This is a genomic window from Aeromonas schubertii (genome assembly GCF_000820105.1).
In the GTDB taxonomy this organism is placed as follows: Bacteria; Pseudomonadota; Gammaproteobacteria; order Enterobacterales; family Aeromonadaceae; genus Aeromonas; species Aeromonas schubertii.
Genome location: NZ_CDDB01000089.1, coordinates 1 through 13,236, shown reverse-complemented (window position 1 = coordinate 13,236; position 13,236 = coordinate 1). Strand labels below are relative to the sequence as shown.

Genomic DNA, 13,236 nt, shown 5'->3' with positions numbered 1-13,236 from the left:
ACCGGGGCTTGCGATACAATCTTCGCCAATTGATGAAGAGGAGTCCCCCGTGTTCGGTGAGAAGTTCTACAAGCGGCTGCGAGAGCTGCAACCCTGGCAGCAGACCGTCTTTGCCCTGGCCCTGGCCGAGCGTATGTACCCCAACTATGCCCTCTTCGCCCAGGCATCCGGTTTTGGCAATGCCCAGGCTTTCCGTCAGACCCTGGATCAGATGTGGGAGTACCTCACCGTCAAGGGCTCACGGGTCAACCTGAGTGCCCTGCTCGAAGAGTTCGAGAATAACATTCCCGATCCCAGCCGTTTCGAGAGCTATGGAGCCTATCCGGCGCTGGATGCTTGTGTCGCCCTGGGGTGCGCCTACAACTCGGTGATCTGCCGGATGGGGGAGGAGTCTGAAGAGGCGAGTCATGCCTCTATCGGGTGCGTCGCCGGTTTCGTCGAGATGCTGGAAGGTCGCGAGATGGAAGATGAAGAGCTCTATGAGCACGAGCTCTTCGAGGCCGAGTTGGAGTTCCAGGTCGAGCTGCAAAAGCGGGTGGCGTTCGAGCGTGACAGCGACCGTATCCTGGCCATCAAGACCTTCGCCTGCCAGGAAGGGGTCTCCAACATAGGGATTACCCTGGAGGAGTGATACGCCTCCCATGAAAAAAGCTCCCGGTCGGGAGCTTTTTTGTTTTCAGGCTTTCTCTTCGGTCAGGGCCCGGACCGACAAGACAGGGGCTGCGTCTATGTTGCTTGCATTCATCATGCTCGAGACGCGCTGCAGCGATGAGAGCAGCAGGGTCTGCTCCCACTCCTCGAGGGATTGGAAGCGCTGGATAAAGCTCTCCTGCAACGGGGTAGGGGCGTCGCTCAACAGTGTTCGACCCGCCTCGGTCAGGCTGGCGTGGACCTTGCGCTTGTCGCTGTCGCTACGCAGCCTCACCACCAGCCCGCGACTCTCCAGCCGGTCCATGATGGTGGTGGCGGTCGCCTGACTCATGTTGGTGTGATCTGCCAGTTGACGCATGGAGGCGTTTCCCAGCTGTTCGACTCCTTTGAGCAGAAAGAGTTGGGGGGCGGTCAGCCCTGCCTCCTTGATGAGGCGCTTGGAGTGCAGATCGATGGCACGAATGATTTGGCGCAGGGCGACCAGGAGCTCGTCGTGTCTTTCCACTGGCGGTTTTCCGGAACGGGGAGAGGGGGCGCATTTTCCTCCTCGACAGGGCACTGGTCAATAATGTTTTGAGTGGAAAGTTTCCTGCTCAAAGTATTTTGTGTTAAGTTATGCCTCTTTTTTCCACGAAAATCGTTCACAAGGAGGCAAAATATGGCACAGGAGCTGGACATCAAAGCCCTGGTATCCGAGCTGAGAGTGGTGCGTGTTCGCTATGAACTGCCTGATACTTCAGCGTTTGTCCGTTATCAGCCCGCCTATGACGAAGACCCGAACAATCTCAAGGTACACCACTACGATGGTGAGCTGCCTCTCTCTTGCAGTGAGACAGGTACTTTCAACCTAAAGGAGTTGGTCAACGAGCTGCGCTATGCCTATGTGCTGGTACACCTCTTCCCGAGCGAGAGTGCCATGCACTTCTATCTCTCCGGCCTCGACAACGGCCTGGCCCAGCTCGAGTTCATCGGTGGCAGCTACGACTTCAATCGTCTCTGGATCACCAGTGGTGTCTCCAACGTCGGCGTACCCATGGCCATCTTTCTGGGCAAACGACCGGCGGTGAACGGGCAACCCTCCGTGACCCTGGTGGATCACCGGGAGCATCCGGTGGGCCAACTGGTCTATCGCGCCATCGGTGGGGCCGGTGAGCACGTGGGCGAAGAGTTCTTTAACCAGCACTAAGGAGGCCCGATGCGAGCGACACAAGGTTTATTCAAGGGGCTCAACCCCACCATGGCGGTCACGGCCCTGACCGTGGTCACCCTGTTCCTGCTGTTTGGGGTGTTTGATCCCGACACGGCCGGCGCCTGGTTCACCGGCGCCAAGGACACCATCATTGCCGGCTTCAAGTGGTATTACATCCTGGTGGTCGCCCTGTTTCTGTTCTTCGCCATCTATCTGATGTTCAGCCGTTTCGGCAGCATCAAGCTGGGTGACGACGATCAGGAACCGGAGTTCGGTTATTTCTCCTGGTTTGCCATGCTGTTCAGCGCTGGCATGGGCATCGGCCTGGTGTTCTGGAGCATCGCCGAGCCCATCTATCACCTGCAGGCCAATCCCTTTATCAAGGAGGGGATGACCCCGGAGGCGGCCCAGGTGGCGATGCGTCTCACCTTCTTTCACTGGGGTCTGCATCCCTGGGCCATCTATGTGATTGTCGGCTTGTCGCTGGCCTTCTTCAGCTACCGGCGCAAGCTGCCGCTGGCGATCCGCTCCGTGCTCTATCCCTTGCTCAAGGATCGCATCTACGGTTTCTGGGGGCATGCCGCCGATGTGCTGGCGGTGTTCGGCACCGTGTTCGGGGTCGCCACCTCGCTCGGTCTGGGGGTTGCCCAGATGAACACCGGCCTCAACCAGATGCTGGGGCTCGAGGTCTCCCAGACCAACCAGCTGTGGCTCATCGGCATCATCAGTGTGATCGCCACCCTGTCGGCCATCTCAGGGGTGGGGCGCGGGGTGAAGATCCTCTCCGAGCTCAACGTCTGGCTGAGTGTTTTCATCCTGGTGCTGTTTCTGGCGCTGGGGTCGACCACCTATCTCCTGAATGCCTATGTGCAGAACATCGGTGACTACCTGCAGAACATAGTGCGCCTGAGCTTCTGGACCAACACAGAGGCCAACGGCACCTCGGCCTGGCAGTCCGCCTGGACCGCCTTCTACTGGGGATGGTGGATCGCCTGGGCCCCCTTCGTCGGTATGTTCATCGCCCGCATCTCCAAAGGGCGGACCATTCGCGAGTTCGTGCTCGGGGTGCTGCTGGTCCCCTCCCTGCTCGGTATGCTGTGGCTCACAGTGTTCGGTGGTACGGCCCTGCATCTGGAGCTGTTTGGCCAGGGGGGGGTGGCCGAGGCGGTCAATCAGGATGTGACACTGGCCCTCTACAAGACCATAGAGATGATGAACTGGGGAGCCATGGGCCTCATCGCCAAGGGGGTACTGACCCTGCTCATCTGCACCTACTTCATCACCTCCAGCGATTCGGGCACCCTGGTCATTACCACCCTGCTCTCCATCGGGGATCAGGAGCCACCCGTGTTGCACCGGGCCGTGTGGGGGCTGGGGCAGGGGCTGGTGGCGGCCATCCTGTTGGTCTCGGGGGGGCTCGCCGCCCTGCAGGCGGCCAGCATCATAGCCGCGCTCCCCTTCTCGGTGATCATGCTGGCCATGTGCTACTCCCTGATGTTGGGTCTCAAGCGCGAGAGCCAGCGCCAACGGGAGTACCACCTGGGATTACAGCGCCATGGGGGGCCTGTACACCTCAACCTGGTGGATCGTATCGGTCCCGGTTAACGCAAAGGGCGAGTAAGAAAATGAGAGGGGAACCGTGAGGTTCCCCTTTTTCATGGCCGGTTTACACCAACTGCTTGAGACGGTAGACGAGGTCGAGTGCCTGGCGTGGGGTGAGCTCGTCGGGGCGGATCCCCTCCAGCTCCTCCACCACGGGATGGGGCAGGGGCTCGGGAAGGGGGCGCGGTGCCGGGCTTCCCGTCGGCGGGGTGTGAGCGCCGCTCTCCAGCTCGGCCAGTTTGTGGCGCGCCTGGTGGATGACACTCTTGGGCACCCCGGCCAGGGCCGCCACCTGCAGGCCGTAGGAGCGGCTGGCCGCCCCCTCTTGCACCGCGTGCATAAAGGCGATGGTGTCGCCGTGCTCGACCGCATCCAGGTGGACGTTGGCCAGCCCCTCGAGCAGCTCCGGCAGCCGGGTCATCTCGAAGTAGTGGGTGGCGAACAGGGTGTAGGCGCCGATTTTGCTCGCCAGCTGCTCGGCACAGGCCCAGGCCAGCGACAGGCCGTCGTAGGTGCTGGTGCCGCGGCCGATCTCGTCCATCAACACCAGGCTCTGGGCGGTGGCGTTGTTGAGGATGTTGGCGGTCTCGGTCATCTCCACCATGAAGGTGGAGCGGCCCGAGGCCAGATCATCCGAGGCCCCGATCCGGGTGAAGATGCGATCGATGGGGCCGATCACCGCCCGCTCGGCCGGGACGAAGGCGCCGATATGGGCCAGCAGCACGATGAGGGCCGTCTGGCGCATGTAGGTAGACTTACCACCCATGTTGGGGCCTGTGATGATCAGCATGCGGCGGGCGCGGTGCAGGGTGATGGGGTTGGCGATGAAGGGATCGCTCAATACCTGTTCCACGACCGGGTGGCGCCCCCCCTCGATCTCGATGCGATCCTCGCTCACCAGCTCGGGGCAGCAGTAGTTGAGGGTCTCGGCGCGCTCGGCCAGGGTGCCGAGTACGTCCAGCTCGGCCAGGGCGGCGGCGGACTCCTGCAGCTCGGCCAGATGAGGCAGCAACTGATCGAGCAACTCCTCGTAGAGGCGTTTCTCCAGCGCCAGGGCCTGGGCCTGGGCAGTCAGCACCTTGTCCTCATAATGCTTGAGCTCGTCGATGATGTAGCGCTCGTTGTTCTTGAGAGTCTGGCGGCGGATGTAATGGGCCGGCACCAGATGGCTGTTGGCACGGCTCACCTCGATGTAGAAGCCATGCACCTTGTTGTAGCCCACCTTGAGGGTGTTGATGCCGGTCAGCAGACGCTCCCGCTCCTCGATGCGGGCCAGGCTGGCGGTGGCGCCACCGGCCAGATCCCGCAGCTCGTCGAGTTCGTTGTTAAAGCCATCGCGGATGACGCCGCCGTCGCGGATGATGACGGGCGGATTCTCCATCACGGCGCGCTCGAGCAGATCGCGCAGCTCCGGGAAGGTGCTGGCGCGCTCGCGCAGTTGTTGCAGAGCCTCGTGTTCGCTGTCTGCCAGTAGCTGTTGCAGCTCGGGCAACTGGGTAAAGGCCTGGCGCAGGCGGGTGAGATCGCGCGGCCGGGCCGAGCGCAGGGCCAGGCGTGCCAGCACCCGCTCCACATCGCCCACCTGGCGCAGCAAGTCGCCAAGCGCGTCGTAGAGATTCTGCTCGATGAGCTCGTGAATGGTGCTCTGACGCCCCTTGAGGATTACCCGATCGCGAATGGGCTGGTGCAGCCAGCGTTTGAGCAGGCGGCTGCCCATGGGGGTGGCGGTGCGGTCCAGCACGTCGGCCAGGGTGTTGTCATTGCCGCCGGCCAGGTTCTGGGTCAGCTCCAGGTTACGGCGGGTAGCGGCGTCCATGATGACGGCGTGATCCGGCTGCTCCAGGCGCACCCCGCGGATGTGGGGCAGGGCGGTGCGCTGGGTGTCTTTCACATACTGCAGCAGGCAGCCGGCGGCGCACAGGGCGGTCTCGCTCTGGTCGACGCCAAAGCCTACCAGATCCTGGGTGCCAAACTGCTGGCACAGCAGCTTGCGGGCGGTGCCAATCTCGTACTCCCATTCGGGGCGACGGCGCAGGCCACGGCGCCCTTCGATGTGGCGCATAAAGTCGAACGACTCGGGGTAGAGCAGCTCGGCCGGGTTGGTGCGCTGCAGCTCGGCCAGCAGGGTCTCTTCTTTGGCAAACTGATTGATGAAGAAGCGGCCCGAGCCGATGTCCAGGGTGCCGTAGCCAAACTGGCGGCCGTCGTGATAGACGGCGGCGATCAGGTTGTCCTGCCGCTCGGTGAGCAGTGCCTCGTCGGAGACGGTGCCCGGCGTCACGATGCGGATCACCTTGCGCTCCACCGGTCCCTTGCTGGTGGCCGGATCGCCGACCTGCTCGCAGATGGCGGCGGACTCACCGAGTTGCACCAGCTTGGCCAGATACCCTTCGATGGCGTGATAGGGCACCCCTGCCATGGGGATGGGGGTACCGGCAGACTGACCGCGCTTGGTCAATGAGATGTCAAGCAGCTGGGAGGCCTTGCGAGCATCGTCGTAGAAGAGCTCATAGAAGTCGCCCATGCGGTAGAAGAGCAGGATCTCGGGATTCTCCGCCTTGAGGGTGAGGTACTGCTGCATCATGGGGGTGTGCTGGCTCAGGGCCGCCGAGGGGGCGCCGAGGGCAAAATCGAGTTCGTTCATGGTCATTCCAGAAGGGGGCGTTGGCCAATGGCGGCTATTCTATGTTGCCTCGCCATCGGTTGCGACCCTGATCCATAATGGCCCTTTGGCCAAGGGAGAAGAGCAGCATGCATCAACAGCAACACAATCTGGAGCTGGCGGCCCGTCTGGGGGCAGCCCTGCAAGCCAGAGGCCTCTGGGTGGCCACCGCAGAGTCCTGCACCGGGGGCGGCATCGCCACCGTCATCACCGAGATAGCCGGCAGTTCGGGTTGGTTCGATCGCAGCTTCGTCACCTATTCCAACGAGGCCAAGCAGGAGATGTTGGGGGTGCAAGCGACCACGCTCGAGAGGCACGGCGCCGTCAGTGAGTCGGTGGTGCTGGAGATGGCTCGTGGCACCCTGGCCCGCTCCCGGGCCGATCTGGCCGTGGCGGTGAGCGGCATCGCCGGCCCCGGGGGCGGCAGCGAGCTCAAGCCGGTCGGCACCGTCTGGTTTGCCTGGGCCTGCCGCGATGGCCGCAGTGAAGCCCTGCTGGCCCGCTTCGACGGGGATCGTCATGGGGTGCGTCAGCAGGCGGTCGGTCAGGCGCTGTCGGGCCTGCTCGCCCTGGTTACCCAAAATAGACTTGATACTGTATGAATAGACAGTATACTTGTCCCAACTTTCCCATTACCTCATGACGTCCAGCGGAGATAGGCATGGATCAGAACAAGCAGAAGGCACTGGCGGCAGCGCTGGGCCAGATTGAGAAGCAGTTTGGCAAGGGCTCCATCATGCGCCTGGGCGACTCCCAGACCATGGATATCGAAGCCATCTCCACCGGTTCCCTCTCCCTGGACATCGCCCTTGGGATCGGCGGTCTGCCGTGCGGCCGTATCGTCGAGATCTACGGTCCGGAATCCTCCGGTAAGACCACGCTGACCCTGCAGGTGATCGCCGAAGCCCAGAAGAAAGGCAAGACTTGTGCCTTCGTGGATGCCGAACATGCCCTGGACCCCATCTATGCTGCCAAGCTGGGGGTCAATGTGGACGACCTGCTGGTCTCCCAGCCGGATACCGGTGAACAGGCCCTGGAGATCTGCGACATGCTGGTGCGCTCCGGCGCGGTGGACGTCATCATCGTCGACTCGGTCGCGGCTCTGACCCCGAAGGCGGAGATCGAAGGCGAGATGGGGGACTCTCACGTCGGCCTGCAGGCCCGTTTGATGTCCCAGGCCCTGCGCAAGCTGACCGCCAATATCAAGAATGCCAACTGCCTGTGCATCTTCATCAACCAGATCCGGATGAAGATCGGCGTCATGTTCGGTAACCCCGAGACCACTACAGGTGGTAACGCCCTGAAGTTCTACGCCTCCGTGCGTCTGGACATTCGCCGTACTGGCGCTATCAAGGATGGCGAAGAGGTGGTGGGTAACGAGACCCGCGTCAAGGTGGTCAAGAACAAGGTAGCCCCTCCCTTCAAGCAGGCCGAGTTCCAGATCATGTATGGTGCCGGCATCTCCAAAGAGGGCGAGCTGGTGGATCTCGGCGTCAAACACAAGCTGATCGAGAAGTCCGGTGCCTGGTACAGCTATAACGGCGAGAAGATCGGCCAGGGTAAGGCCAACGTCATGAAGCTGCTGGTGGAGAACAAGGCTCTGGCCGGTGAACTGGAGGCCAAGCTGCGCGAGCTGCTGCTGAGCGGCGAGCACCAGGCCGGCGAGGCCAAGGCCGGTGACGAAGAGGAACTCTTCGACGAGCAAGAGCAGGAATTCTAAGTTGAGCAGGCCGGGATCATCCCGGCCTGATTGTTTCTATGCACGATGATAGCGAGAAGAGCCTGACCGAGGCGATGAACTTCGCCATGCGCAGCCTGGCCAGCAAGGAGAGTGGAGAGCGGGAGTTGGCTGACCGTCTGCTGCGGCAAGGTGTGGATGAGGCCATGGCCGCCGAGGTGGTGGCCCGTTGCAAGGCGAGCGGCTGGGTTGACGATGCCCGCTATGCCGGCATGCTGGTGCGTTCCCTGGCACGGCGCCACTATGGGCCCCAGAAGGTACGTTTCGAACTCAGACGCAAGGGGATCACTGGGGGACAGGCCGAGACCGCACTGGAGGCAGAGGATATCGACTGGTTCACCCTGGCGGCCGACTGGCTGGCGCGCAAGGGGGCCGGGAGTGACCTCTCTGACCCCAGGGTGCGGGCCAAACTGGCCCGAGCCTTGCTCGGGCGGGGGTTTGTGCAAGATCAGGTGCGCCATGCCCTCGACGAGCTCAAGGGAAGCTCGTCACACAGGGAGTGACGCAGAGAGGCCCCGGTGTAAACCACCGGGGCCTGTTTTTTCACCGGTGGCGGGCCCCGTCCGTTTTACTTTACGAGGCAGAAAACATACATTATTGCGGTCAAAAGTCCGTTTACGTATCTAGCAGGATTTTCCATGCATATGTCCACGTCAGAGATTCGCCGCGCGTTTCTCGAGTATTTCCGTTCGCAGGGGCACCAGGTTGTCTCCTCCAGCTCCCTGGTTCCTCACAACGACCCGACCCTGCTGTTCACCAATGCGGGGATGAACCAGTTCAAGGACGTTTTCCTCGGGGGCGACAAGCGCGCTTACAGCCGCGCCACCACGGCCCAACGCTGCGTGCGCGCCGGCGGCAAGCACAATGACCTGGAAAACGTGGGTTACACCGCCCGTCACCACACCTTCTTCGAGATGCTGGGCAACTTCAGCTTCGGTGACTACTTCAAGCAAGACGCCATCAAGTTTGCCTGGGGCTTCCTCACCGAGGCGCTGCAGCTGCCGAAAGAGCGCCTGCTGGTGACCGTCTACGCCACCGATGACGAAGCCTATGATATCTGGGCCAAGGAAGTGGGTGTGCCGACCGATCGCATCGTGCGCATCGGTGACAACAAGGGTGCTCCGTACGCCTCTGACAACTTCTGGGCCATGGGCGATACCGGCCCCTGTGGTCCCTGCACCGAGATCTTCTACGACCACGGGGATCACATCTGGGGTGGCCCTCCCGGCTCTCCCGAAGAAGACGGGGATCGTTTCATCGAGATCTGGAACGTGGTCTTCATGCAGTTCAACCGCCAGGCTGACGGTACCATGGAGCCGCTGCCGCGTCCCTCTGTGGACACCGGCATGGGGCTGGAGCGTATCTCTGCCATCATGCAGGGCGTGCACTCCAACTACGAGATCGACATCTTCCAGGCCCTGATCAAGAAGGCTGCCGAGGTAGTCGGTACCACCGATCTGAGCAATCAGTCCCTGCGCGTCATCGCCGACCACATCCGCTCCTGCGCCTTCCTGGTGGCCGACGGTGTCATGCCCTCCAACGAGGGTCGTGGTTATGTGCTGCGCCGCATCATCCGCCGCGCCGTGCGTCACGGCCGCAAGCTCGGTGCCAAGGATGTCTTCTTCTACAAGCTGGTCGGTGAACTGGCCGCTCAGATGGCCGACGTGGGCGAAGAGTTGATCGCCCAGCGCGCCCTGGTGGAGCGCGTGCTGCGTATCGAGGAAGAGCAGTTCGTTCGCACCCTGGACCGCGGTCTGCTGCTGCTCGAAGAGGTACTGGCCAATCTGGGCGATGCCAAGGTGGTGCCGGGTGATGTGGTCTTCAAGCTCTACGACACCTATGGCTTCCCGGCGGATCTGACCGCCGATGTGGTGCGCGATCGCGACATCGGCATCGACGAGGCCGGCTTCCATGCCGAAATGGAGAAGCAGCGTGCCCGCGCCAAAGAGGCTTCCAGCTTCGGCGTGAACTACAACGAGATGCTCAAGCTCGACGTGGAGACCCCCTTTACCGGCTACAAGAGCCTGAGTGAGCAGACCCGGGTGGTCGGTATCTACAAGGGTACCGACGAGGTGAGCGGTCTTATCGCCGGTGACGAGGCCGTGATCGTGCTGGAGCAGACCCCCTTCTACGCCGAGTCCGGTGGTCAGGTGGGCGACACCGGCGTCATCAGGGTCGACGACGGCGTGTTTGCCGTGACCGATACCCAAAAGGCGGGCAAGGCGATCATTCACAAGGGCTACATGGAGCTCGGTACCCTGGAGAAGGGCGCCGCCGTGCTGGCCGAGGTCGATGGGGAGCGCCGTCAGGCCATTGCCCTTAACCACTCAGTGACTCACCTGCTGCATGCTGCCCTGCGTCAGGCGCTCGGTGATCATGTGACCCAGAAGGGCTCCCTGGTGGGGGCCGAGCGCATGCGCTTCGACTTCTCCCACTTCGAGGGGCTCACCATGGCCACCATTCGTCGTGTTGAGGAGCTGGTCAACGCCCAGATCCGCGCCAACCACGAGGTGGCGACCCGCGAGATGGATCTGGAGTCCGCCAAAGAGGCCGGCGCCATGGCGCTGTTCGGTGAGAAGTATGACGACGAGGTGCGCGTGGTGCGCATGGGCGACTACTCCACCGAGCTGTGCGGTGGTACCCATGCCAGCCGTACCGGGGATATCGGCTTCTTCAAGATCATCGCCGAGAGTGGCATTGCCGCCGGTGTGCGTCGTATCGAGGCGGTGACCGGCAAGGGGGCTATCGACTTCATGCACCAGCTGGCCGAGCAATTTGAAGAGGCGGCAGCCCTGGTGAAGGGCGATCAGTTCTCCATTGGCAGCAAGGTCCGTCAGCTGCTCGACAAGTCCAAGATGATGGAGCGCGAGCTGGAGCTGCTCAAGGCCAAGCTGGCTGCTCAGGCCGGAACTGATCTGCTGGGCAAGGCGGTCGAGGTGAACGGTCAGAAGACCCTTATCGCCACCCTGGAAGGGGTCGAGCCCAAGTCCCTGCGCACGACCATGGACGAGCTGAAGAACCAGCTCAAGTCCGCCGTGATCCTGCTGGCCACCGTCCACGACGGCAAGGTCAACCTGATCGCCGGCGTCACCCCGGACCTGACCGGCAAGGTGAAGGCGGGCGAGTTGGTCAACCTGGTGGCCCAGCAGGTGGGCGGCAAGGGGGGTGGCCGTCCGGACATGGCCCAGGCCGGAGGTACCGAGCCTGCCGCCCTGCCGGCAGCCCTGGAAGCGGCCCACTCCTGGTTGGGCGAGCGCCTGTAACAGGGCAAGGTGAACTGTGGCACTCTATGTTCAGAAATTCGGTGGTACCTCGGTCGGCTCGTTGGAGCGGATCGAGGCTGTCGCCGAGCGGGTCAAACTGACCCGCGCCCAGGGACACGACGTGGTGGTGGTGGTTTCCGCCATGTCAGGGGAGACCAACCGGTTGCTGGGCATGGCCCAGCAGCTGGATCCCGATGCGGATCGCCGGGAGGTGGATGTCCTCATCTCGACCGGTGAGCAGGTGACCATCGCCCTGCTGGCCATCGCGCTGAATCAGCGCGGTTGCCCGGCCGTCTCCATGACGGGGGATCAGGTCCGTATTCACACCGATTCGGCCTATGGCAAGGCGCGTATCAGCCGGATCGACACAGATCCGGTGCGGGCCCAGCTCGACGCCGGTAAGGTGGTGGTGATCGCCGGTTTCCAGGGACGTGATGAGCACAACGCCATCACCACCCTGGGACGGGGAGGGTCAGATACCACTGCAGTGGCGGTGGCGGCAGCCATCAAGGCTGACGAGTGCCAGATCTTTACCGATGTGGACGGCGTCTACACCACGGATCCGCGTATCGAGCCAAAGGCCAGGCGCCTTGCTACCATCACCTTCGAGGAGATGCTGGAGATGGCGAGCCTCGGCGCCAAGGTGTTGCAGATTCGTTCGGTCGAGTTTGCTGGCAAGTACCGGGTTCCATTGCGGGTGCTGTCGAGCTTTACAGACGGGGAAGGAACCCTCATCACATACGGAGGTGAACGGATGGAAGCACCCCTGGTGTCAGGTATCGCGTTTAATCGCAACGAGGCCAGCCTGACCATACTCGGTGTGCCTGACAAGCCTACGGTGGCGGCCAGGATCCTGGGGCCGATCAGCGATGCCAATATCGACGTCGATATGATCGTTCAGAATTCGTTGGGTGACGGCAGTGCAGATTTTACCTTTACGGTGAATCGGGATGATTACCGGCGTGCTCGCGCCCTGCTTGAGGTGACGGCAACCGAGCTGGGCGCCTCTTGCGTACAGGGTAACGAGGCGATCGCCAAGGTCTCCATCGTCGGGGTCGGCATGTGGAATCATCCGGGAGTGGCACGGACCATGTTCCGTGTGCTGGGTGAGAACGGCATCAACATGCAGCTCATCTCCACCTCCGAGATCAAGATCTCGGTGGTGGTGGACGAGAAGTATCTGGAGCTGGCGGTTCGTGCCTTGCACGATGCGTTTGAACTCGATCATGAGCCACAAGAGCAGCCCATGGGGTGATTCCCCGGTGATTTAGTTTCAACCATTTACTATTTTGGCCAGTTTGTTGGATAATGGCTTCAACAGATTGACTAAAAAATGACAGGATACAGGAGCAAGCGAATGCTGATTTTGACTCGTCGTGTTGGTGAAACCCTGATGATCGGTGATGAAGTGACCGTTACCGTGCTGGGTGTGAAGGGTAACCAGGTACGCATCGGCGTGAATGCCCCGAAGGAGGTCTCCGTTCACCGTGAGGAGATCTACCAGCGCATTCAGGCGGAAAAAGAGCCGGGCCAGTCCGGTTACTGATGAAAGAGGCGACCCTGGGGTCGCCTTTTTGTTTGGGGGCCGGAACCCAGTTTCTGGCCGTGCCGGAGCCGGGTTTGTGGTATTTAGTGTGAATTTTCCACACTTTGGCCGGTTAGTGACCGAACGCGCTGTTTCATCGAAAAAAAGTTTGACTAATCTGCCCCGTGAAGTAATATCTGGCCCCGCAACGGTGAGGTGGCCGAGAGGCTGAAGGCGCTCCCCTGCTAAGGGAGTATGCGGCTTATACCCGCATCGAGGGTTCGAATCCCTCCTTCACCGCCATTTAGCGCCCGTAGCTCAGCTGGATAGAGTACCTGGCTACGAACCAGGCGGTCAGAGGTTCGAATCCTCTCGGGCGCGCCATTTCAGTCCAAGGTGGACATGCTGGGAAACCGGTGAATAAGAAAGGCTTACTGGTCGGTAAGCTTTTTTTTATCGCTCTAAACGACGCGCTCGTAGCTCAGCTGGATAGAGTACCTGGCTACGAACCAGGCGGTCAGAGGTTCGAATCCTCTCGAGCGCGCCATCTAGAGTGAGCCTTGCTGAAATCAAAATATGACCTTTTGCGCGCTCGTAGCTCAGCTG

At 61.7% G+C, this 13,236-nt stretch carries 11 protein-coding genes and 3 tRNA genes; 12 read left to right on the top strand and 2 right to left on the bottom strand.

Going from position 1 to position 13,236, the window contains the following annotated elements:
- The first annotated feature begins 49 nt into the window (after positions 1 to 49).
- Complete coding sequence (locus BN1133_RS17465; RefSeq protein WP_050667732.1) at positions 50 to 631, top strand: YjaG family protein; 582 nt, start codon at positions 50 to 52, stop codon at positions 629 to 631.
- A 45-nt stretch (positions 632 to 676) separates the two neighbouring features.
- Here the strand turns inward: BN1133_RS17465 and BN1133_RS17460 are convergent, their stop codons facing one another.
- On the bottom strand, positions 677 to 1,156 hold the full coding sequence (locus BN1133_RS17460; RefSeq protein WP_050667731.1) for a MarR family winged helix-turn-helix transcriptional regulator: 480 nt from the start codon (positions 1,154 to 1,156) through the stop codon (positions 677 to 679).
- Positions 1,157 to 1,309: 153 nt separating this feature from the next.
- On the opposite strand from BN1133_RS17460, the gene BN1133_RS17455 reads away from it, so the two are divergent.
- Together BN1133_RS17455 and BN1133_RS17450 are read left to right on the top strand one after the other, a co-directional pair.
- A complete protein-coding gene (locus tag BN1133_RS17455; protein WP_050667730.1) occupies positions 1,310 to 1,837 on the top strand; it encodes a hypothetical protein in 528 nt (175 codons plus the stop codon).
- Between the two features lie 9 nt (positions 1,838 to 1,846).
- Positions 1,847 to 3,445, top strand: coding sequence for a BCCT family transporter (locus BN1133_RS17450; protein ID WP_050667729.1), 1,599 nt, complete (start codon positions 1,847 to 1,849; stop codon positions 3,443 to 3,445).
- Between the two features lie 61 nt (positions 3,446 to 3,506).
- Here the strand turns inward: BN1133_RS17450 and mutS are convergent, their stop codons facing one another.
- Positions 3,507 to 6,086 carry a DNA mismatch repair protein MutS gene (gene mutS / locus BN1133_RS17445; protein ID WP_153006772.1) on the bottom strand — a complete coding sequence of 860 codons (2,580 nt, stop codon included), beginning with the start codon at positions 6,084 to 6,086 and terminating at the stop codon, positions 3,507 to 3,509.
- Positions 6,087 to 6,193: 107 nt separating this feature from the next.
- On the opposite strand from mutS, the gene pncC reads away from it, so the two are divergent.
- The 9 genes from pncC (at position 6,194) to BN1133_RS17400 (ending at position 13,177) form a co-directional block, all read left to right on the top strand.
- Entirely contained in the window at positions 6,194 to 6,706 is a 513-nt protein-coding gene (gene pncC, locus BN1133_RS17440; RefSeq protein ID WP_050667727.1) for a nicotinamide-nucleotide amidase, read from the top strand.
- 59 nt (positions 6,707 to 6,765) lie between these two features.
- Complete coding sequence (gene recA, locus BN1133_RS17435; protein WP_050667726.1) at positions 6,766 to 7,824, top strand: recombinase RecA; 1,059 nt, start codon at positions 6,766 to 6,768, stop codon at positions 7,822 to 7,824.
- A 38-nt stretch (positions 7,825 to 7,862) separates the two neighbouring features.
- Positions 7,863 to 8,345 (top strand): regulatory protein RecX, encoded by a 483-nt coding sequence (locus tag BN1133_RS17430; protein ID WP_050667725.1) that lies wholly within the window; start codon positions 7,863 to 7,865, stop codon positions 8,343 to 8,345.
- A gap of 135 nt (positions 8,346 to 8,480) precedes the next feature.
- On the top strand, positions 8,481 to 11,105 hold the full coding sequence (gene alaS, locus BN1133_RS17425; RefSeq protein WP_050667724.1) for an alanine--tRNA ligase: 2,625 nt from the start codon (positions 8,481 to 8,483) through the stop codon (positions 11,103 to 11,105).
- Between the two features lie 16 nt (positions 11,106 to 11,121).
- The gene (locus tag BN1133_RS17420) at positions 11,122 to 12,360 is read left to right on the top strand and encodes an aspartate kinase (protein ID WP_050667723.1); all 1,239 of its coding nucleotides are present in this window, start codon (positions 11,122 to 11,124) and stop codon (positions 12,358 to 12,360) included.
- Between the two features lie 102 nt (positions 12,361 to 12,462).
- On the top strand, positions 12,463 to 12,651 hold the full coding sequence (gene csrA, locus BN1133_RS17415) for a carbon storage regulator CsrA (protein WP_005348616.1): 189 nt from the start codon (positions 12,463 to 12,465) through the stop codon (positions 12,649 to 12,651).
- Positions 12,652 to 12,840: 189 nt separating this feature from the next.
- Positions 12,841 to 12,933, top strand: a tRNA-Ser gene (locus BN1133_RS17410).
- A 4-nt stretch (positions 12,934 to 12,937) separates the two neighbouring features.
- Positions 12,938 to 13,014 (top strand) — tRNA-Arg (locus tag BN1133_RS17405).
- 86 nt (positions 13,015 to 13,100) lie between these two features.
- A tRNA-Arg gene (locus BN1133_RS17400) sits at positions 13,101 to 13,177 on the top strand.
- Positions 13,178 to 13,236: the final 59 nt, after the last annotated feature.

What these genes read in the sequence shown, in the direction of transcription:
- BN1133_RS17455 (WP_050667730.1), top strand. Translation starts at nt 1,310, where the DNA reads ATGGCACAGGAGCTGGACATCAAAGCCCTGGTATCCGAGCTGAGAGTG.
- BN1133_RS17450 (WP_050667729.1), top strand. Translation starts at nt 1,847, where the DNA reads ATGCGAGCGACACAAGGTTTATTCAAGGGGCTCAACCCCACCATGGCG.
- mutS (WP_153006772.1), bottom strand. Translation starts at nt 6,086, where the DNA reads ATGAACGAACTCGATTTTGCCCTCGGCGCCCCCTCGGCGGCCCTGAGC.
- pncC (WP_050667727.1), top strand. Translation starts at nt 6,194, where the DNA reads ATGCATCAACAGCAACACAATCTGGAGCTGGCGGCCCGTCTGGGGGCA.
- recA (WP_050667726.1), top strand. Translation starts at nt 6,766, where the DNA reads ATGGATCAGAACAAGCAGAAGGCACTGGCGGCAGCGCTGGGCCAGATT.
- BN1133_RS17430 (WP_050667725.1), top strand. Translation starts at nt 7,863, where the DNA reads ATGCACGATGATAGCGAGAAGAGCCTGACCGAGGCGATGAACTTCGCC.
- alaS (WP_050667724.1), top strand. Translation starts at nt 8,481, where the DNA reads ATGCATATGTCCACGTCAGAGATTCGCCGCGCGTTTCTCGAGTATTTC.
- csrA (WP_005348616.1), top strand. Translation starts at nt 12,463, where the DNA reads ATGCTGATTTTGACTCGTCGTGTTGGTGAAACCCTGATGATCGGTGAT.